Annotated in this window: 17 protein-coding genes and 1 pseudogene; 9 read left to right on the top strand and 9 right to left on the bottom strand. The window is 33.4% G+C overall.

Features of this window, described 5'->3' with window-relative positions:
* From RQ973_RS01945 to RQ973_RS01920, 6 genes and pseudogenes are all read right to left on the bottom strand, one after another.
* Nucleotides 1-721: pseudogene (locus RQ973_RS01945) on the bottom strand (site-specific integrase); the annotation flags it as partial.
* Nucleotides 722-787: 66 nt separating this feature from the next.
* The gene (locus RQ973_RS01940; protein WP_075228872.1) at nt 788-1,051 is read right to left on the bottom strand and encodes a helix-turn-helix domain-containing protein; all 264 of its coding nucleotides are present in this window, start codon (nt 1,049-1,051) and stop codon (nt 788-790) included.
* Nucleotides 1,052-1,099: 48 nt separating this feature from the next.
* Nucleotides 1,100-2,497, bottom strand: a complete 1,398-nt coding sequence (locus tag RQ973_RS01935) for a Rep family protein (RefSeq protein WP_311522575.1) — start codon at nt 2,495-2,497, stop codon at nt 1,100-1,102.
* 369 nt (nt 2,498-2,866) lie between these two features.
* Nucleotides 2,867-3,412 (bottom strand): hypothetical protein, encoded by a 546-nt coding sequence (locus tag RQ973_RS01930; RefSeq protein WP_311522574.1) that lies wholly within the window; start codon nt 3,410-3,412, stop codon nt 2,867-2,869.
* 183 nt (nt 3,413-3,595) lie between these two features.
* Nucleotides 3,596-3,991 carry a hypothetical protein gene (locus RQ973_RS01925; RefSeq protein ID WP_311522573.1) on the bottom strand — a complete coding sequence of 132 codons (396 nt, stop codon included), beginning with the start codon at nt 3,989-3,991 and terminating at the stop codon, nt 3,596-3,598.
* 253 nt (nt 3,992-4,244) lie between these two features.
* A complete protein-coding gene (locus RQ973_RS01920; protein ID WP_311522572.1) occupies nt 4,245-4,637 on the bottom strand; it encodes a hypothetical protein in 393 nt (130 codons plus the stop codon).
* Nucleotides 4,638-4,932: 295 nt separating this feature from the next.
* On the opposite strand from RQ973_RS01920, the gene RQ973_RS01915 reads away from it, so the two are divergent.
* Nucleotides 4,933-6,429 carry a hypothetical protein gene (locus RQ973_RS01915; RefSeq protein ID WP_311522571.1) on the top strand — a complete coding sequence of 499 codons (1,497 nt, stop codon included), beginning with the start codon at nt 4,933-4,935 and terminating at the stop codon, nt 6,427-6,429.
* Nucleotides 6,430-6,604: 175 nt separating this feature from the next.
* Here RQ973_RS01915 and RQ973_RS01910 read toward each other — a convergent pair whose 3' ends face one another.
* Complete coding sequence (locus RQ973_RS01910) at nt 6,605-6,943, bottom strand: helix-turn-helix transcriptional regulator (protein WP_311522570.1); 339 nt, start codon at nt 6,941-6,943, stop codon at nt 6,605-6,607.
* A gap of 130 nt (nt 6,944-7,073) precedes the next feature.
* On the opposite strand from RQ973_RS01910, the gene RQ973_RS01905 reads away from it, so the two are divergent.
* Entirely contained in the window at nt 7,074-9,767 is a 2,694-nt protein-coding gene (locus RQ973_RS01905; RefSeq protein WP_311522569.1) for an SEC10/PgrA surface exclusion domain-containing protein, read from the top strand.
* A gap of 564 nt (nt 9,768-10,331) precedes the next feature.
* On the opposite strand, the gene RQ973_RS01900 is transcribed toward RQ973_RS01905, so the two are convergent.
* Together RQ973_RS01900 and RQ973_RS01895 are read right to left on the bottom strand one after the other, a co-directional pair.
* Nucleotides 10,332-11,486 (bottom strand): site-specific integrase, encoded by a 1,155-nt coding sequence (locus RQ973_RS01900; RefSeq protein ID WP_311522568.1) that lies wholly within the window; start codon nt 11,484-11,486, stop codon nt 10,332-10,334.
* 51 nt (nt 11,487-11,537) lie between these two features.
* A complete protein-coding gene (locus tag RQ973_RS01895) occupies nt 11,538-12,056 on the bottom strand; it encodes a helix-turn-helix transcriptional regulator (protein WP_311522567.1) in 519 nt (172 codons plus the stop codon).
* Nucleotides 12,057-12,203: 147 nt separating this feature from the next.
* Here RQ973_RS01895 and RQ973_RS01890 point away from each other — a divergent pair, with 147 nt between their 5' ends.
* From RQ973_RS01890 to RQ973_RS01855, 7 genes are all read left to right on the top strand, one after another.
* Nucleotides 12,204-12,485, top strand: coding sequence for a hypothetical protein (locus RQ973_RS01890; RefSeq protein WP_000005472.1), 282 nt, complete (start codon nt 12,204-12,206; stop codon nt 12,483-12,485).
* An 8-nt stretch (nt 12,486-12,493) separates the two neighbouring features.
* Entirely contained in the window at nt 12,494-13,333 is an 840-nt protein-coding gene (locus tag RQ973_RS01885) for a phage replisome organizer N-terminal domain-containing protein (RefSeq protein WP_117644785.1), read from the top strand.
* 359 nt (nt 13,334-13,692) lie between these two features.
* A complete protein-coding gene (locus tag RQ973_RS01875) occupies nt 13,693-14,025 on the top strand; it encodes a hypothetical protein (RefSeq protein ID WP_001220782.1) in 333 nt (110 codons plus the stop codon).
* A complete protein-coding gene (locus RQ973_RS01870) occupies nt 14,006-14,200 on the top strand; it encodes a hypothetical protein (protein WP_000469564.1) in 195 nt (64 codons plus the stop codon). The genes RQ973_RS01875 and RQ973_RS01870 overlap by 20 nt, the downstream gene beginning before the upstream one ends.
* 362 nt (nt 14,201-14,562) lie before the next feature.
* The gene (locus RQ973_RS01865; protein WP_311522565.1) at nt 14,563-19,251 is read left to right on the top strand and encodes a type ISP restriction/modification enzyme; all 4,689 of its coding nucleotides are present in this window, start codon (nt 14,563-14,565) and stop codon (nt 19,249-19,251) included.
* 4 nt (nt 19,252-19,255) lie between these two features.
* On the top strand, nt 19,256-20,617 hold the full coding sequence (locus tag RQ973_RS01860) for an SIR2 family protein (protein WP_000345451.1): 1,362 nt from the start codon (nt 19,256-19,258) through the stop codon (nt 20,615-20,617).
* Nucleotides 20,607-22,226, top strand: a complete 1,620-nt coding sequence (locus tag RQ973_RS01855) for an ATP-binding protein (protein WP_000687284.1) — start codon at nt 20,607-20,609, stop codon at nt 22,224-22,226. The genes RQ973_RS01860 and RQ973_RS01855 overlap by 11 nt, the downstream gene beginning before the upstream one ends.
* Nucleotides 22,227-22,251: the final 25 nt, after the last annotated feature.

Here is a 22,251-nt window from a genome sequence, read left to right as displayed (position 1 = left end):
GAGCATATGTTTCTGATTTTCTATCTCCAAGGAAAAAAGTGAGATAGAAAAGGACATAATCTTTAAGGGTTATTTTATCATTCTCTAAATCTTCTTGAAATGCTGAGAACCATTCTTGGAGTTGTTCATGAGTTAGATATAAATCTTCCTCTCTCTTTGCCTCTGCAAGTTGAATCTTTTTAGTGGCTTTTATTCTTCTTAGTATTTTTGCAACTTTATTAGCTTCTATATACTCAAGTTCTTCTGCCCAATCAAAAATGGAAATCACATAGCTACGTAAAGATTTGAAGTTGGCATATTCATTAGCCTTAGATGTCATTAGATTTAGGATAACTTGCTTATTTTGATTTAGAAACTGTATCGTATAGTTTCCAAGAAGTGGTAGTATATGTTTTTCAAAACATGTTTTGGTATTAGCAACTGTTGACCTGTTTGGTGGCTTAGAAGTAGATGTAGTTTGTCCTGCTTTATAAGAGTCCCACCAGATATTGTTATAGAAGTCTGAGAAAAGAATATCTCCTTTTGCTAGTCCTGTAAATTCATTATCTTCTATTTGATTTAACTTGGTAAGCAAGTCTATTTCAGCTTGCCTTGCCTCCTTTCTAGTTTTAAATCGCTTATCGTAATAATTGCTATTAACAATACCAAGTGGCATTCGTGCTTCAATTGGGATATAGACTTTTAAGCGATAAGTTCCGTTTTTTGTCTTACTGATAGTCATGATATTCTCCTTGTGTATCGAACCAGAAAATATCATGACTATTATAAAACAAAAATCTTGATATTTCTAGTTATGTAAGTTTAGCCATTGATCGATAGCGTCTTTATGGAATCGAATCGTTTTACCGATTTTGATTTTGGGTAAGCCTTTTACAATCCAAGAATCCAGTGTATTATTTGATATACCTAAATAGTTACAAGCTTGTTGTTTGTTCAAATAGGGACTATCGATACCGCTCTTGTTTAATTGCTCTCTGATTTCTTTATTTATAAGATTAGAGAGTAAAAGTTGAATTTGTTGAATTTGTTCATCTGGTAAGATTACTTGCATCTGTTCCTCCAATGTATGGTATAATAGAGGTATCAAGAGATACCCTACTTACTTTTCTTGATTATCTGCAACCTCGTCCTCGCTCGCCAAAGTTTCGGATGGGGTTTTTGATTTGCCTAATTCTAAGATATCCCACTGATTATTAATCGCTATTTTAGAAAGCAATGTTGATAATAAATCCTGTCTACTATTAAGTAACGAATCATTTGCAAAGTCATAAGATAAGGAAACTTCCTGCTCATTTTCTAAGATAGTTTTTACAGGTTCTTCCATTCGTTGAGGATATGATACATAAAACTTAGGATTTTTATCATTTCCTCTTATTGTAGCCAGACACTCAATTCTTCTAACATACTGTGATAGGTCTTCTCTATCGTTCCCTTTTGTGTTGTAAAAGAAATCTAGTGGGTATTTCGAACTGGTGATAATGATAACTTTTGCTGCTCCCATCTTATTTTGATAGCGTGCAGAAATTGGGCTTATGTTGAAGGGGTCTAATAGTTTTAGCCAATCTGACGCGGTTAAACTATCTCCTCGAACGTCGTCAAGAAAAAGGATCTCTTCTCCGTTTACCTCGTCAAAGATGTTTGTGGCGGCAGTCACTACTGATTGCCAGTTTTGACCATTTAGTTTTGCCAACTGAATGATGGCTTTGGATAAGTCCTTTGCAAAGGTTGACTTTCCAAGACCAGTACTACCATGAATGAAGAGAATGGTTTTTTTAAATTCTCCGTTATCTAACTCATATTTAGTACGAGTTCCTTTGATTTCTCCGACGGTACGAAATGTATCGTTTATCCTAGCTTTGTGTACTGCATACAGTGTGCGATATTTCTGTTCAAGAAGTATTTCATTTTTGGTGATATACTCGTTTAGAATGTTATCGATAAGCAAGTCAATATCTTCGTAGGTTTGGTTTACTTCTTTTTTGGCTTTTCCTTTAAGCCAGCTCTCTTTCCTTTGATGATATACTTCTAAGTAGTCTTTACCTGCTAGAGTAACTACTTCATCAGGGGTATATTGATATTTATCTTTATCTTTTGCATGAATTAAGTATGCTAACAAGTTATCGTAGCCATATCTTCCAGACTTTGATTTTTCGAGATGCTGTTCTTCTAATCCGATTTTTTTCGCTAAAGTAGATCGTGTTGCACCTTTGCCTTTTTTAAACTTGAGTAAAGCGTGAATGTGTGGTTTGGCAAGTTTAGTAGTTGTTTCTTGAAGTTCTTTGTCGAATTCTACAGATGTGTCTTTATCATGCTTAATTGCATATGCTTCAGAAACTGTTGCAACTTGACTAACTCTTCTGACAATTTCCTCAAGAATTTTTTCAATATCCTCTGATTCAAGTAGTTCTTTATTCCAGTCATCATCCCAGAAGCCATTTGAGAATTGTTGTGTTAATAGCACTGATGTTAAAAGGGCTTCCTTTTTTGCATTTGTCATAATAATTAAACCTCTTTTCTAATTATTTTTTAAATTATTTCAGTGTTAGACTATCGACAAGCCCAGTCTAACACGCGTTAGAAATAATTAAAATTAAATTCAGATACTCTTGGGGCTTTGCCCCAAGCCCCAGCCTCTCCTGCCCGATGATGAATCATCGAACCGAGAACGCTTGCCAGCTAACAAGGGACGGGTAGTATTTTTCTTCGCTTCACTCCTTGCCTTCGGCATCGTTACGCTTGAAAAATCTCCACCCTCTAGCCCTTGCAAGCAGGCATTTTTCTGCAGGCAATGTCGTGCCGACACCTATACCGATGAAATCCCTAGGTAAGGTCAGTGTCGCATCAAACAAGTGTAGCAGAAAAAACGCTAGCTATACCTTGAAAATAGCTCTTGCATCCGTTGATTTAACCGTTCCTCGTCTTTTACTTGGATCGTACGAAACATTTTGACAGCTTCGCCCTCTAATTGAAAATATCCATACCCTCGCGGTTTTACGATGACTTCGGATTTTTCCATATCTGGGAATAGAAGCTGCCTGTTATTCGTAGACATGAGAAAACTAGTAGATAATGAAATTATACAGTTGAAGTTATACCGCCCTGGTAAATCAGACATCAAGAAACGTTGACTGGACAAAATAATTCGTAAACCTAGGCTCCTACCCATGCTATTCATCATTAACATTTTTGATAAAACATCTTTATGTTTTTTCTTGTCGGTTTGCTCAAGATAAGCGAGAAACGCTTGCCATTCATCAAAAATTATGTAAAGATTATGCGAGTTTTGTTCTTGCTTATCAAGTCTAGCTTCAAAACGTTGGTAGACTGTTTCGAACAATTCTAGACAGTTAAAACCTCTTGTGACATGGTCACTAGTCATTGAAAACATTTCTTCATCTGCTTTAAAATCCAAAAAGTAAGCTTCGGCATCTGTATCATGAAATGAAATGAAATGAGTCCTAAAAGTCTTCTCAAAAAAGTGGATTTTCCCGAACCAGACGGGCCTGCAATAATCCATGCGAAAAATCGGTTTATGTCGACGGCGACAGAGGAAGGATCTCCCCGATTGTTGACTTCAAAAACATTTTTTATCATGCTAGAAGTCCTCCTCGTAACTGACTTTCGTCTGTCTTGTCATTCGATTGTATGTTGCCTCTCCGAACGTTTTGACGTCGAATTTAGCAACCCAGCCAGCTCCTGCGACAAGTTCAACAGTTAGCACATCTAATGCAAACTCAAGAGTGTATTGAGAAATAACTCCTATGAAGTAGTTTTCTAATGATAATTGTTCATCATCATTTAAGTTGTTTGCTAGATAAACCCAAATATCTACACCACCAGTAGTAGCAGGGGTTATAGTTTTTAACTGTAAATCCTTGTATAAGTTTTGATTGAGATAATTGACTACGTTTTGTAAGACAGTAGCTTTTCGAGCTTGTAATTGCTTGTCAATTGTCTTGTTTAGTTGCCAAGAAATTAACTTCTGAATCAAATTTTTTAAAATCCTAATTTGATTTCCCGATAACAAGAGACATTGCTCCCATATATTTCCGTTGTTATCAACAACTTCATTTGATAGTAGAAGAAACTGCCTCTTTAGATAAATGTACGTAACATTCAAACATTGCCAAATAAGCAACGTAAGAATGAGATAGAAGAATAATTTAAATAACATATGTTTACCTCGTACATAGTGAGTAGTTATCATCTAAATGATGTAGATGATAACTCACTATGCTTATCACTTATTTCAATGAAATGTCACCAAGCTCAGTAACTAGAGCCAGGCCGACTGGTTGTTTGAGTTTATCAAGTACAAATGACAAGTCATACTTGTTAACTACGATGTCAACGTTGATTAAACTATCTAAATTCTCGTTTTGATAGTTTTTCAACTTGACTTTGAAAGTTGGACAGTAAGCTTCTTGAGCAATACTAGCGAACTGATCGTAGAGTTTTTTATCTACGCATGTTAGAGATGCCCAAGGTCGTTGATTTTCTTGACCTTCGTTTATGATGCCATTGTTTGTATCAACGACTTTAATAGCTGATGGAATATCAACAGAAGTTGATAAAGCATCTAAGAATGCTCTTGCGCTATCGTAGTTTCCTAATGTTGATTTAGTTGTTTTTGCCATAGTTTATCCTTTCTGACAAAAAGTGCATGGTCAGACTTTCTAGAATGCTGACGAGTAAAAAGTTATAACTTTGATTATGTCTATAGTATATCTCTTTTCAACTCTCCTTTAGATGCGGGTTTGATATAAAATCCGCAGTTTTAGTTTTATAAAATCTTGACTAGGTTAAAATACAAAATCTTTTAAAAATGATATACTATTATAGGGAGATAAGGTTGTTTAATATTTAAAACTTAAGTATGTGAGCTTGAAAAGCAACGTACATTTCATTTTTATTTTAGATAGTAGGTATGTTATGAATCAATATGATTATTTTAATTCCGAATTTTATCCTAGAAGAATTAGTGTTAGTGATATAGTAGATTTTTTAAAAAATCAGATTAGCCCAGATCAAGAAATATCTTCTGATGAGTTATTACAAAAAATACAATATAATGACATTTCTGAAAAAGAAATTTCTATGAATGAATTGGCGAAGTTTATAAATAAAAAAAGATTTCCAGATGTTAAAAAAGATTTTTTATTAGAAAATTTTAACAGAATTATAGATGCTCAGCGAAAGAGAGATAAAAAAAGTAAATCTTATTCGAGAAGAGCTTTTTTAGATAAATATTTTGAAGAATTAGCCCCAGAATCAGAAGATACCTTAGCAAAATGGTGTAAAGATGAGCCTAAAAAAGAATCAAGTAGATTAAAATTATTATTTGCATTTGATAAAATGCCTGTTGCTCATGAGATGTTCAATGATTATTTTTTAAAAACAGTTTTAGAAGAACAGTTTTCAAAGTACTTAATGAAGGACAAAAATAGTAAAGAAGACTCACTTGAAGTAGCTATGCTATGCGATATTTATAATTTAACTCATTTCTTATTACCTTCTTTAAAGATATTGGCTAACAGTGTAGATAGTGATTTAAATCAACAAATAAAGAGAGAGGTGGAAAGAAACTTAGGAACTAGGTTGAATAAAAATTCTTATAAAAAAGAAATGAGTATAATTAAGAATATTCTTAAAGAAGTATCGGGTGATAATTTAAGATTGAGTAGAAAACAATTCGAGAAATTTTTATCCTTATTAAGTTCAAAGGGGTATGTTTTCGATCTAAATTATCCTTCTGAAGTTGAACTTATTGATAAATTTCTTAATGTTACGAAAGAACAGGAATTTTCAATGGAATGGGATGATTTAAAACCAAATAAAGCATCAGGTTATATTATTCATAAGAATAAATTCAAGGGATTAACGAATCATAGATTTTATTGCAAATCTCCAAATAGTAATAGTAAGTATTTGAAAACTGAACTGCCTAGAAAGAATATATTTAAAGATAAAAAGCTTGTTTTAGATGGAAAGGGCAAGAAAAAAGTATCTAAAGAAGTGATACAAACAATTAAAAAAACTAGCATATCTAGTAATGTTGCTATTGTTAAACAAAAATTTTGTATAAATTTAATTTATAAGTCAAATAAAAATATAGATTTAGAATTTCGTCAGTTACCCAAGTTTAGTAATAATACTATAAGAAAAGGTAAAAGTATATCGAAGGATCGTAAAGCATTGGTGGATGTTGAATATAATCAATGGTTTCATATAATTAATTACTTTTATAATGTAAATGTAACTATTAAGGATAGAACTATTAAAATTAAGGTTAAATCTCTATCAAAACTTCAAAAAGATTATAATCATTTTAAAGTTTTAGGAACTTATGAGAAGTTAGTAAATCAAAATAGTGAAAATTTTTTTGATAGAATTAAAGAAGCTAATCATTATGGTAATATCTATTTATGATTGATAAAAAGCTAACTACTCAAATATAAATGATTATCCGATTATTATTTTGGACTTGTTTAATAAATAATGCTAATTTTATATAAATAAGAAGTATCTATTAGTGTTTCGATAAAAATTCCTCCACAATATTATCTCGTGGAGGAATTTTTGTTGATATTTATAAAATAATTTTCTACTTTATATTTTTTACAATCTCATTAAATGAGGATATAATTTTTCCTTGCTTATCTTTGGGTAATTTTGTTAAGTTTTCAAAAAGTACTTCTGCAGAATCTTCTCGTTCTGATTCATATGATTGTAAATCAAAGAACTCTTCTACTGTTATATTTAGGGCTTTTATTACCGATTCAAGTGTCTTTATCTTGAAATCATACTTCATGTTTTCTATGTTTTGAATTGCTTTAACACCTAATCCAGCGATTTCAGATAATTTTTCTTGACTTAATCCCTGCTCTTTTCTGCATTCACGTATTCGAAATGAGATATGTTTTTGTAATTTATTATATTCCATGTTATATACCATTTTACTATCTGTTTTCTCTAAAAATAAGTATAATAAACTATCCAAAAACGAGAAAAGTATGGTAGAATAGTACTATATTAAATAAAATGCATAGGGCATTGTACAAAGGAGTTTATAAATGTCAAAAACTACGAAAAATAGTCATGGTACTGCTAAAAAATTGTATACGGGTACAGTTATTTCTGCCATCGCAACTGGACTTGTCGGCACAATCGGAACTGCTCACGCAGATACGGTAGAGGTTCCATTGCCTACAACTGCTCAAACCGAACCAGCTTTGGTAGAGAAAGAAACACCAAAACCAGTAGAAGTGAAAACTCCTACAAAGGAAGAAGTCGCTGAACTTGGTGCTACTGCTAAACAAACTCAAGAAGATGCAGATAAGGCAAAAGAAGTCTTGGATCAAGCGAATGAAAATTCTGATAAGGCAGAAAAGAAAGTCGCTGACTTGAAACAAGCTAAAGACGATGCTCAAAAGATTGCTGACAAAGCAACACCAGAAGCGATTCAAAACGCAGAAAAGAAAGTAGAAACTGCTAAAGCAAAAGTTCCAACTGCTGAACAAGGGGTATCTACTGCACAAACTGAACAAGATGATGCAGACCGTAATGTAGCTATTCAAGGCAAAACTGTTGGAACTAAACAAGCAGAAGTGACTCAAGCGCAAACTGGAGTTACTGATGCGAAAACTACCGTTCAAAATGCAGAGGACGCTTTGAAGGGTGTTGGTCTTGCTGACGCTAAAGAGAAACAAGACGCAGCAATTAAAGAAGAAGCTACAAGCAAACAAGCACAAGAAGATGCACAAGCAGCTCTTGATGAAGCTAAGAAATTGGATGGTGAGCTTGCTGACCAACTCAAAAAAGCAGAAACCACTGTTAAAACTGCTACACAAGATGTAGAAGCGAAAGAAACAGAAGCTAAAGAAGCGAAAACGAATCGTGACAATGCTCTTGCTACTTACAACCAAGCGGTATCTGTTCTTGACACACTTCAAGATAGCTCTAAGAAACAAACCATTACTCTTTCACCAGCTTTCATTCAAGCGGTAAAAGATAAGATTGCGTTCCTTCGTCAGATTGATGAGGGTGTCGAAATGACTGAGGAAGAACGTAATGCTAAGAGCGATGATATTTATGACCGTATCGTTGGTTCACAAGTAGAACACAAGAAACTCAATAAATACGTTCCAAGCAAAGCAGACCAAGCAGATGAAACTCGCTACGACATTAACAATCTCCCACAAGAGATTAAAGATGAGTTGAACTACTATGTAGTAGACCTTATCAACCAAATGCGCCGTCAACTTGGACTTCCAGATGTTGTTCTTTCAAAAACTTCTCTTGAATTTGCTGATAAAGTTGCTAAAGAGTATGTGAAAGCAAACTTCTCTAAAGCCATGAAAGATGACTATCGTGCTAAAGGTGGTGTCGGACACTACGCTATTGGGGTCAACAAGGTTGCCAAAGAATATGGTTTGCCTACAACAGATGCCGAGGAAGAAAGCAAGGGTGAACAATATTATGAAAATACTGTAACTACTTATGTTTTCCATGATTTTGACGATGCTGACGGGGTTTATCGTAAAACTCTCGGTGAAATGAAAGAGCAGTTGTATAACGACCTTATCATGCTAGTTTCCACTAAAGGAGACTATGCTCACACTAATGGTATCCTCCAATTTACTCACGCAAATGAAACTATCTACTTCGGTGGTGTAGCACAAAGTAAAACAGACGACTTTTACACTACTCACTTCTTGACTGCTATTCGTAATGAAGAAGTAAAGGACTCTAAATGGGATAAAACACCTATTGCAAACCCACTTAGCGATGGAGTCATTGAGCGCAAATTGAGTGAAGCTCGTCAAACGCTTGCTGATGCTATGACTGCTCGTGATAATACACAAGCTACGTTTGAAGCGAAAGAAAAAGCAGAGTCAGATGCTAAACTTGCTCTTACAAATGCAGAAGCTAATCTGACTGCTTTGAAGAATGGGGAAAGTCCACTTGCGAATGCACAAAAGGCTTTTGATGAAGCAAAAGACCGTCATGATAAAGCAGTAGTCACACTTTCTAATGCTAACGCTCTTGTCAATAATTTGACTATTACACAGTCTGCAAAAGAAGAAGCTCTTACAAATGCGCAAGCAAACTTGAAAGATGCTGAGAAAGCTCTTAAAACTGCACAAGAAGCGCTTAAAGCAGAAGAAGATAAGATGAAAGAGCTTGAAGCGATTGCAACAAGCAAAGCTCAAGCGGTATCTACTGCTAAGAAAGCACTTCAAGATGCTGAAAACGAAGTTAAACAAGCTGAAAAAGAGCTTGCAGACCTTAAAGGTGCGCATACTCGTTTGAACGAAGCGAAAGCAGAGCTTGAAAAAGCTGAAACTGAGCTTAAAGATGTGTATAAGGCGCAAAACAAAGCTAAACTAGATTACGAAGCTAAGAGCCTTGCAGCAGACCAAGCTCAAACTGCTTACGAAACTGCTAAAGCGAAGTTTGAAGAAGCTGAAACAAAACGCTTGGCTGAACTTGCAGAAGCAAAACGTAAAGAGCTTGAAAAAGCTGGCTACCAACCAGTCCCAGTTTTGGATGAAAAGGGTAATATTGTTGATTACACAGTAGATCAAGTTACTGTAGGAACTAAAGACGATAAAACCTATCAAGCGCCTGCACAAGCTACAAATGCAAAAGCAGAACCTAAGAAACAGCTTCCAAATACAGGAACGAAAGAGTCAGGACTTTTAGCATTGCTTGGAGCAAGTGTTGGACTACTTGCTTTAGCTGGAAAACGAAAATATAATAGATAAAAAGAAAGAGAGTGGTGGCTCTCTTTTCTCTATTACAGTTTAGTTATATATAAATTTTATATGGTGTGAACTTTTTGGTAAAATCTAGCTCAATTCGTGTATTTTCAGGGTAAAATTCACACCATTCAAATGAAAGTTATTAAAATTTAATGAAATTCTATTTTCTGAAAAAGTGGGAAAACATTGATTTTAATCACTTACTGAAGGTTATTCAAATAATAGTTTTTCCAACCAGGTCTTAAGAAAGCTCGTAAAGCATCACAATTTAGTAAACGTTAATTCGAAAGAATTACTATACTTACAAAGAGCACCTTTCGGGGTGTTCTTTTTGTACTTTCTTACTAAATTGGTGCAATTGACACAGTTGTTGCGACTTTAGTCGCTTACAAATGTGGCTGCAACATGACGAAGTCAGTTGCCTCAAAACGTTAATCAATACGATTATATCAACGTTTCAAAGCACTTTGCAAAGATTTTGCAAAGTGCTTTTTTGTCGATTTTTGAGCTAGAATAGCTTTGTGATAACCTTCTGATAACCTCTTCAAAATTTTAAAAATCATAATTTTATTTTGCTTTATTGAGATAATCTGCAAATTTGTCAATAGAGTTTTTCTCACCAGTTTTTGTGGTGTGAGTATAGACATCTAATGTCATCTGACTGCTTGCGTGACCGAGTCGTTTTGATGTATTAGAAGGATCGATTCCAATTTCAGACATAAGTGTTGCATGTGTGTGTCTGAACCCATGTGGGCTAATTGGTTTTAATTTATGCTTTTTAATAATTCGATTCAGTATATTGTTAATGTAGTCAGCATGCAGGGGTTCAATTTTGTCATTGCTTGATATGTAAGAGAACATATATTCGTTACTAATATTCAGCTTTGTAAGAGGCAACTGAGATTGTTCTTTCAGATAGAAATTTCTCCATTGCTTAATTATATCGATTGTCTCATCATCAAGATAGATTGTTCGAACTGAAGATTCATTCTTTGTGCTCTTTTCAATCGCTTTACCGTCAATTCTTCCTAGACTTTTGTCTATGTTCAAGAGATTGCTATCAAAGTCAATATCAGCCCATTTTAAAGCGTATAACTCTCCTTTTCGTAGCCCACTAAATGCAAGCAGTCTAAATAAAGCAAAATGTTTAAATGGCTCAGTTTCTTTCACGATATCTAGGAAATGATGTAATTCCTCCAGTGACCAAAAATTATTTGATCTTGTCTTTTTGATTTTAGGCATGATAACATTCTTCATTGGATTTCGATCAATGTAGTTCATATTGATTGCAAAATCAAAAATTTTTGAGGTATAGGATTTTATCTGTTTGATATTTTTGAAAGTCTGAGATTTTTGAGTAATAAAGTTTTGACAGTCTAAAGGACTGATTTGGTCAATAAATTTATCGCCAAATATTGGTAGAATATGTATTCGATAGATATTCTTAGTTTGGGAAGAAGTTGTTTCTTCGACAGTACCCACATAGGCCTTAAACCATTCTTGATAAAGTTCTTTATAAGTGACTTTGGGGTTAGATTTGTCGGTATTTACTGTGGGGGCGACGACACCAGCTTCTAAACGAGCTTCGTACAATTTTGCCTCTTTTTTAGTTTTGAATCCTCTTTTTAAGTGTCTTTTTTTCTTTCCATAGGCATCTAAGCCAATGTAGAAGCTAACATAGTATAGGATTCCTTTTTTGGTTTTGTATTTGTGTATAGACATTTTTTCTCCGTATCTAAGTTTTCGGAGCTTATGTAATTGAGAAATGAGTGTCTATCTATTTTTTCTATCTTCTTGGCGGATAGCGTATTCGTCTGTTTTAATCCAGCTATGCCAAACTTTAGAGTCTTTATTTTGGTGATTCATATAGTCTATAAACTCAGACATAAAATGTTTGTTTTTCTCAGCTAGGTATTCTGAGAATATGTGACGAAATTCATCTGAAAAACTATCATCAAGTGGTAGTGTTAATGACCTTTCTCCAAATTCGATGCTTTTCTTTAATTTCTCCATATCGCTTTTAAAAGGTGTCACAGAACCAATTTTAGATGTTTTGAAACTATCTGTAACAATTTTAAGATTTGATGGAGCGTGTGGGTTGCTATCAAGTCCCATAATGTAAGCGACGGAAACATTAAAGTATTTTGCTAATTTTTCCGCATTATCTTTTTTAGGTTTGCGGATTCCCTGATTGTATCCAGAAAGTGTAGGATAGGCTATATCTGTAGCTTCACTAATTTCTGTCAATTTTTTTCCACTATCTTCTATTAGTTTAGTAATATGATTGCTCATGAGAACCTCCTTTTTATCATTATAACACATTTTATTCTTTTTGAATAAAAAATCTTGACAAAAATTCAAAAAGGATATATAATTCAAAATGAATAACAAATTAAATGGTTTCGGAGCTTATTTAGTTTAGAAAAGAGGTGTGAATTTATGTCGGAAACTACTTTAGTTGTCCAGCTTCCTAAAGAATTAGAGAAGCAATTACGTGCTCACTATGATGAGATGATTTCAAATGCTGTAGCAAGAGTATTTGAAGATAAAGAACTTTACAAACCCATGGTTCGTATGTCAGGTTTGTCTAGGTGGTTAGATGTATCTACGACAACAATCCAAAAATGGACGAAAGAAGGAATGCCAACCATGGTGATTGATGGAGTGACTTTATACGATAAAAGAGCAGTAACACGATGGTTGAAGCAATATGAAAGATAGGTACTAGTATGAATGGTGTTCAGTGGATCAAGATAACAACAGATATATTTGATGATGAAAAAATTCAGCTAATAGAATCAATGCCAGAAGGAGATACTCTTATTGTAATATGGTTTAAAATTCTGGTGCTTGCAGGAAAGCAAAATAATAGTGGCATATTAAGTCTAGGGAACAAGGTTTATTATACAGAAGAGATGCTTTCAACAGTGTTTAGACGAAAGGCTACATCTGTAAAATTAGCTCTCAGTATGTTTGAAGAATTTGGCATGATAGAAATCATAGATGGCGCTATTACCATTCCAAAATGGGAGAAACACCAGAATATAGATGGACTAGAAAAGATTAGGAAACAAACTAGGGAACGTGTTGCTCGTCATAGACAAAAACAAAAAGCACTAATTACAGGCGAGCCACAACTCGTTTTAGATTGTAACGTTACAGTAACGGATGAAAATGATAATGTAACGCAAGAGATTAAGAACGAGAGTAAGAATAAGAAAGAGATTGAGAATATACTGGATAATAGTTCTAGAAAGCCTGAAACTTATATTCCACCCAAATATTATTCTTTGTTAGAATCCATTTCTTATAAGTACAATGATAGATTTTTGTATCCTAACAATTACACTTTAACACATGCTCAGAAGATGAAGATAGGCGAGTATTTGGCTAGTGGGTATGTAACTAGTGATGAAGTTATTAGCATGATTGAACGGATTCCTGAGGATGCGACTTCTCCTTTAGCGTATTTATTTAAGTCTATGGAGAATTTAAAGCAGGAACGTATGCTGGAGTGCAAAGCTATTGCCCATGAAAATGCCCGAAAGAAGTATATGATAAATGAGTAGATATAGGACTGTTCTAAAGAAATGTTATATCACTGAAGAGCAGAATGAAATAGTGAATAACTTGATTGAAATGACAAACCATCTAAATTTTTCCTCTTATGCTAGGAAAATGTTGTTTAAGAGTTCGCCTATTTATCTTCAATTTGATTTTGAATCTTATCATAACTTTATATTTCAAGTTAGAAGAATTATCAATAACTTACGTCAGTTAGAAAGAATAGCAGAACAAAGTGAAGATTTGGATAATGTAAGGATATTTCACTACTGCGTTGAGCTGATGATAGAATATGAAAAGAAGACAAGTAAACAAGTGAAAGAACTTGTAAAACGACTAAATAAGAAAACGAGGTGATAGGATCATGAGAATAAAATCTGTGTTGAAACAGGTGTTTTTGACGGAAGAAGAAAATAAAAAATTAAATGATTGTATGAGAAAGGAAAATATTCGTAATTTTTCCGAGTTTGCTAGACAAAAATTAATACGAACAGATTTGAACATCCAAAAAGTCTCTTTTGAAGGTTTAGTTCCTTTAACAGAAGAGTTAGAACAAGTCGGAAAGAATATCAATTCTATAGCCCGTCTTGCAACTGTAGTTGGGAGAATAAGCTATGAAAACAAAATGGATATGTCTATTTTGATGCAAAAAATAGTGGATGTGATGGAGGAAAAAGATGTTTATTTTCAAAAGTAATATGGATAAGGATTTTGATCAGATATGCGAATACATATTGAAATTAAAGCGAGCAGAATTATTTCTTCATGGAATTAAACAACAAGACAAAACGAAGGCTCGTTTGTATCATGCGATGTTGGAATACTACGATGCTAACCATAAAAAAGAAAGACATATGAGGATTTTAAAATAAGGAAACGCTGTTAAAAATTCGCAGCGTTTTTTATATATCTTCTTAAAATATTTGTACACACAAATGACAGTCAAATTGATTTTTTGGATTATTTTATAGAGAAGGAAAAATTTCTCATAATATGACTTTGCGAGCTCAGAGTCTGTATACACACTCTCCTAAAATCACCCCCAAAATTTGTATACACACAGTGTATGTACTTTTGGGATGATTTGAATTTGGGGGAATCCCCAAACCCCTGATGGAATTATACGAGATAGGAAAAGAAAGTGGTATAATAAACATACGATAGTAACTGTAATATGTTCTGTTCAAATAAATGAATTATATCTAAATTTTAATTTTGAAAAGAAGGGAATAAAATGACTTTTGATAATTTAGTACATCAGATTAATGGACTTGCTGAAACGCAACGTGATAGAGGCACATACTTTGAGTATTTAGCACGTGCCTATTTTCAAAATGAACCAACATACCAGAATGAGTTTAAGAATGTATGGATGCTAGCAGATGTTCCAGAGGAATTTGGAATACCTAAAGTTGATCTCGGAGTAGACTTAGTTGCTGAAAAATTTACTGGTGAATTAGTAGCGATTCAGGCAAAATTCTATAATCATAGTATTCAAAAATCTAATATTGATTCTTTTTTAGGGGAGCTTGGAAAAGATTATTACGAATCAGGTATTATTGTTGCTTCAACCGATAAATGGGGCAAGAATGCTGAAAAAGCTTTAGCAGATCGTAGCGATGTTATTCGTATTGGGCTTTCAGATTTAAGAAATTCTCAGATTGATTGGTCAAAATTTTCTTTTGAATCACCAGAAGTAGTAGCTGTAAAAGCTAAAAAGAAGTTAAGATATTATCAAGAAAGTGCAATTCAGTCTGCATTGAATCATTTTACAGAAAATGATCGTGGACAACTTATAATGGCGCCTGGAACTGGTAAGACTTTTACGAGTTTAAAAATTGCTGAAGCAATGGCAAGAGATGCCTCTAAGGAACAATACACTATTCTTTATCTAGTACCTAGTATTCAACTACTTACGCAAACCTTGAGAGGGTGGAACAATGATACAGAAATGACAATGTCTTCTATGGCAGTTACTAGTGATAGAAATGCTAGTCGTGGCAGTGTCAAGCAAGATGAGTCCAATCTAACAATTAAAGCTAGTGATATTGGTTATCCAGCAACAACTTCGTCAAAAAAAGTTGTTGAAAACTACTTAGAATTAATGACAAGACCCAAAAAAGAACTGTTAGTGGTTTTTGGAACTTATCAGTCAATAGATGTTCTTGGTGAAGCACAAAAAGAGGGTTTTCCAGAGTTTGATTTAATTATCGCAGATGAGGCACACCGTACCACTGGTGCAAAAGCTTTTGGAGATGAAGCATCATCGTTTACGAAGGTACATAGTGATCTAAATGTTAAGGGGATAAAACGTCTTTATCAAACAGCAACACCAAAATTATATGGAATTGAGGCTAAGAAAAAAGCAGAAGAAAATTCAAGCGTTATTTCTAGTATGGATGATGAAAATCTATATGGTAGTGTATTCTATCGTTTAGGTTTTGGAGATGCTATTAGTCAAGATATCCTAACTGATTATAAATTAATGGTTTTGGCTGTTGACGAAACAGTGGTTCAGAAAGATATGCAAAAAGCTCTTGCTGATTCAGAGAATGGTCTGAATATTGATGATGTGGGGCGTATCATTGGTGTTTGGAATGGAATGATTAAACGAGAAAGTTTTGCAGATAAAGTTTCTGGCGAACCAATGCAAAGAGCGATAGCCTTTTCTCGGACTATTGAAGATAGTAAAAGGCTATCAACTCAGTTTGAAAATGTTGTTAATGAATACCTTAATAGTGATGAAGGCTACTCCGTAAATGTTCGTCACGTAGATGGCAGTATGAACGCCCTTGAAAAAAATGAAGCATTAGATTGGTTAGCTAGTGATGATATTCCTGAAGATTCAGCTCGTATTTTGTCAAATGTTCGCTTCCTAACAGAAGGAATTGATGTTCCTAATCTTGATGCTATTATCTTCCTGTCTCCTCGAAAATCACAGGTAGATATTGTTCAGGCTGTCGGACGAATCATCCGTAAATTTGAAGGAAAAGAATATGGCTACATTATTCTACCAATTGTAGTTCCAGCAGGTGAGACACCAGAAACAATTCTCGATAACAATAAAACATACGATGTTATTTGGCAGGTGTTAAACGCTCTGCGTTCAGTAGATGAACGTTTTGAAGCTACAGTTAATAAACTAGAATTAAACAAACAAAAACCCAAAAATATCCAAGTTATTGGGGTTGGTGGTGCACCAGACGATCCTAATTTCAATGATAGTTATGTGAAAGAGCCAATAGTTGCTTATCAAACAGAACTTGAACTTGAATGGGAAGCTGTTGAAGGGGCAATTTATGGTAAAATTGTTCAAAAAGTGGGGGATAGACGTTACTTAGAAGACTGGTCGAAAGATGTAGCTGATATTGCTAGACGACACATTCAAGGAATTGAGTTCATCTTAGAACAAAATCCTGATAGTAAATCTGCTTTTGATAAATTCCTTCATAGCTTACAACATAATATCAATGAATCAATTGACCAAAGTCAAGCGATTGAGATGTTGGCGCAACACTTAATTACTTTACCAATTTTTGATGCACTTTTTGGAGAATACAGTTTTGTTAAGAATAATCCAGTCAGTTCTGCCATGGAACAAATTGTAGAAGAACTATCACAATTTGGTTTTGAAAAAGAGCAGAAAGAGTTGCAACCATTTTATGATTCGGTTCGTCTACGTGCAGAGGGAATTGACAACGCTCAGGCTAAGCAGAAAATCATTATTACTTTATACGATAAGTTCTTTTCTACCGGTTTCAAATCAACCACGGAAAGATTAGGTATTGTCTTTACTCCCGTAGAAGTAGTAGATTTTATTATAAAATCAGTTGATGTAGTCTTGAGAAAGCACTTTGGTAAGACTTTAGCGAGTGAAAATGTTCATATTTTGGATCCATTTACTGGAACTGGAACATTTATCACTAGAACATTGCATTACTTGAAATCATTGATGGATAGTGGTGAAATTACCTTTGATGATATTTTAAGAAAATACACACAAGAACTGCATGCTAATGAAATTGTTCTTCTAAGCTATTACATTGCTGCCATTAATATTGAAGCTGTGTTTGATGAAATAAATGGTGATGAGCCGTATACACCATTTGAAGGTATTGTTTTAACGGACACTTTTGAATCAACAGAAACAGAAGATACACTGGATGACTCCTTCTTTGGTACTAATGACAAACGCTTAAAACGCCAGCAAGAAAAACCAATTACAGCGATTATTGGGAACCCACCATATTCATTTGGACAAAAAGATGGAAATGATGATAATCAAAATATAAACTATCCCAAACTGGAACGGACAATTCTATCTTCTTATGTAAAAAGAAGTAAAGCAAGTATGGTAGGTGGTATGTATGACACCTATGTAAAAGCATTAAGATGGGCAACTAATCGATTAAAACAAGATGGTGTAGTTGCATTTGTTACCAACGGAAGTTTTATAGACTCTCAAAGTGCTGATGGCCTAAGAGCAAGTCTCTATAATGAATTTAATCATCTATTCATTTTTAATTTGAGAGGAAATGCGCTAGGACAAGGCGATGTTCGTAAAAAGGAAGGTGGAAATGTCTTTGGTAGTGGTACTAGAACTACAGTTGCAGTTTCCTTACTTGTTAAAGATAATTCCGATATCCATGAACTTCATTATTATGATATTGGTGATTATTTGACTCAAAAAGAGAAACTAGCTCTTATTACCGACTTTGAGGATATTTCACAATTGGATTGGCAAGAAATTATACCGGATGAGAATAATGACTGGATAAATAGACGTGATCCTCATTATCTAAAATACGTATCAATATCTGGTCAAAGTGATTCTCCATTTATTCTGAGTACAATTGGTGTAAATAGTGATAGAGATACTTGGGTAATTGGTTTTTCCAAAGAAAAAATTTTGGAAAATTCAAAAAAACTTATTGATAAATATAACGAGGAAGTAAAAATCAATGGGGGAAATAATAACAAACCTACAAATTTTAACCCTATGGAAACTAATTGGTCAAGAAAATTACTACGATTATATTCGAATGGAGAGTTACTAGAATTTAATCCAAGTAGAATTACCCAAGAATTGTATAGACCTTTCACTAAAAAATGGTTAATGTATGATAGAAATATCGTTGAAAATCCTGGGAAATTTTATTCAAAATGGGGAGAATCGAATTTAGCTATTTATATTACAGGAGGAGGTACTCAAAAACCATTCTCTGTGTTAGTGAGTAATATAATTCTTGACAAGCAGACTCTAGGTAATGGTAAAGGATTAATGAGATACGATAATGAAGTAGATGAAACTTTACTCTTCCGTAACAATGATAATATGAATCAAGCGTTTGCTGATAAGCTGGGATTAAGCTTGGATGACACCTTTGCTTATGTCTATGGGGTGCTTAACTCTAAAGAATATCAAGAAAAGTATGCTAACGATTTGAAGAAAGACCTCGCAAGAATTCCGATTGTAAAAAATAAAGAAAGATATGTTGAAGTTGGTAAAGCCTTGATGGACCTACATCTTAACTATGAAGAGATTCCTGTTTATAATGAAGTAGACGTAACACCTCTTGTTAATCCGAGCTACAAAGTAACCAAGATGAGATTCGATAAGAAACGTGATGAAAATGGTAAATCGGTGAATGATTTATCGGCAATCATATTTAACAGTGACATCACCATTAGTAATATTCCTGAAAAGGCATATGAGTATGTTGTGAATGGACGATCAGCTATTGAATGGATAATAGATCAGTATCAAGTTAAAACTGATAGAAAATCTGGAATTACAGATGATCCAAATGATTATAGTGATGATGAAAAGTATATCTTCAATTTGCTGTTGAGAATTATCAATGTATCTGTACAAACGGTTGACTTAATTAATAGCTTACCTAAATTTGAAGTGGAGGACTAAGAACATGGATTTCTTTTACGACAAAGAAAAAGATTATGAGAAAATCGAATTGCATTATCTATCTAATACAATTTCCTACGGTATAGAGAAAAATAAAGATGGAAATTCTTTTTTCTATGATTCTAATGGAAAACTGGAACATCCTGACTCTCAAGAGGAACAGCAAAAAGTCTTTACCAAAATTGACTTTCAACGTATGATTAGTGGAAAAATTCACAGAATAGTTTACGGTGAAAAATATTCAAACATTGTTTTTCTAGCAGGCGCAGGAGCATCAGTGACACAAGATTTAAATCCAAATTTTGGAAAGACAGTAAAAATGATTGCTGATGATGTCTTTTCAAAGCTAGATAAATCAGATGGATTATATACACTAAAGGAATTGGCTAGTCAATGTAGATACAAAGATGGGAATATATTAGATAAAGAATCTGAGGAAACCGAGACATATAAATTGGCAGACAGTTTTAACCTAGAGGATTTCTTATCAACACTATTCCATTATCGACCATATGTACCGGATACAGATAAAGATAAATTTAATAATAGTATCAAAAAGATTTTACAGCTAATTAAAGAAAATACAAACTATTCATATGACAGTAAGGAATTGAAACACGGTAAGTTATTAAACTTTTTGTCAAGTATATCAGGTAAGGATGGAAATAAGTTTTCGGTTATTACGACAAATTATGATGTTTTAATCGAAGAAGCTGCGGCGGAAAATAATTTTGTTATTTTTGATGGTTTTAATTTCACTCCAATACCGAAGTTTGATAGCAGTATGTTTGAATGGAATCTTATAAAGGAGGTTCAGAATATCAACACCAGAGAGGTTGAATATAAGGATAAGATATTCAATCTTTTAAAGATACATGGTTCACTTACCTGGGAAAAGCAAGATGATGGAACTATTTTGAGAAAAAATAAAGATAGTATCATAGATACAGACAAAATGGTAATGGTTTTTCCAAGTTCTGATAAATATGCTCAAAGTTACCAAGAACCATATTTTGAACTCTTTACAAAATTCCAAGATCTTATAAAGCGTCCAAACACTTTGTTGATTTCATCTGGATTCAGTTTCGCAGACGTCCATATTTCCAAAATGATTACACAAGCATTAAAAAATAACAATAGTCTTAAGATATTGGTTACTGACTTTAATATAGACCCTAATAGAGAGTGGAACAAGGAAAATAATAGTTATGATGTGATTAAAGAATCGGATTCTAGATACAATTATAACTGGGCAGAACTTGTACATTTAATGGATCAAGGTTATCCAATTTCATTTTTAAAGGCAACGATGAATGATAATTTAGTTGATTATTTGAATGGAAGGTACTTTACAGATGAAAATTGATAGTTTTTATACGGTAGCTGATAAAAGTAATTACTATCTTGGAATGATTTCTCAGGTCAATCGTTCATACTCAACAATTCAAATTGAGAACTTATCTTTATTCTCATATAGGAAGTTAAAGAAAGATATACTTTCACCTAATACGATTAATTACTATGTTTTGATTGATTCAAATAATGGGTTATTCTTTGGAGAAATATTTCAGTCTAAGCTTCCAAATTCAGATAGTGTTCACGAAATGTTAACTAGTGGGTTACAAGAGAAAATATTTCCTGAAATCAGTATAGATATTCTTGGGTATATACCACTAGGTGAAAAGTATTTTAAACTGAATGGGACAAACACGGTTGGTATCACTGATAAGGTATATATGGCTAATGAAAAAGTTGTAGATATTTTTATAAAATCAATAGAAGTTAATCCAGATAGCGAAAATCAACTATCAACATTTGCTAATTTAGCGTTCAGCTCACAGAATTACCCCATAAGATTGCAACCTAAAACTTTGTTTAATAGACATTTAATGACTATTGGAACTACTAATAGTGGCAAATCTACATCAGCTTTGAGCATTTTGGATAAACTAATCAATGATGGTATAAGAACTTTAATAATAGATCCAACAGGGGAGTATTCAGACTCATTTACAGACGATGAAGTAGATAAATACATACTTGGACAAACTGCTTTCTTACCTTTATCACAAATGTCAATTAATCAATGGTCAATTCTATTTGAGACAAATGATGGAACACAACCAGCAGTATTGGCCGAAGCTATACGTTCTTTACGATACCAATATAAGAAGGATAATGATGGAATATATCATAAGATAGGAAGATCTGTTAGTGCTGTAGAAGTAGATCTTTCTAGTCTTACGGATGAAGATAAGAATTTTAATATTAATCTTTTATCTGCACAAATAGCTGTTGAAACAACTAAACAAAATAAAAAGGGAGAATTTGAGTCGGATTTATTCAACTTCAATGTGAATCAGTACCTCATTCAAAAGGTCAATTATAAGTTGAATAACACATCGCTTGTAAATTTTTTCACTTCTGATGGTCAAAGTCTTATTGATATTATCGATTCATTTTCAGCGGGAGAAACAAAAAAATCATTATATATAGATGTTTCTCAAATTGGAACAACTGATGGCATTGGTGGGATGATTATTGATCTCGTTTCAAATCATTTAGTAAATTTAAGTTCGACATCAATAAAACCATTTGTTATGTTTATTGATGAAGTTCATAGATATACAAAAGGTATTAATAATGACGGATTTACATTTTATACAGGATTAAATAGCATTGCTCGTGAGGGTAGAAAGAAAGGTATATTTCTGTTTTTGACAACTCAGAATCCAAATGATGTTGATAAAATATTGTTAGGGCAAGTTGGCACTTTATTAGTTCATAGGCTAACTTCACCAGATGAAATAAAAGCTATTCAAAATCATCTGATGGAGAATCAAATCAATCAAATTAAAAAATTAAATACTGGTGAAGCAGTTCTGACTAGTATTAATTTGCTTAAAAATTTATATATACAAGTTGAAAAGTGTAATCGCCCTCATCATAATGAAACACCTAGCCTATTATCTTAAGAAAAACAGATTTAGTAAGTAATAC

Origin of the sequence: uncultured Streptococcus sp. (assembly GCF_963511325.1) — a bacterium.
Lineage (GTDB): Bacteria > Bacillota > Bacilli > Lactobacillales > Streptococcaceae > Streptococcus.
This window is presented reverse-complemented; position numbering and strand designations above follow the sequence as displayed.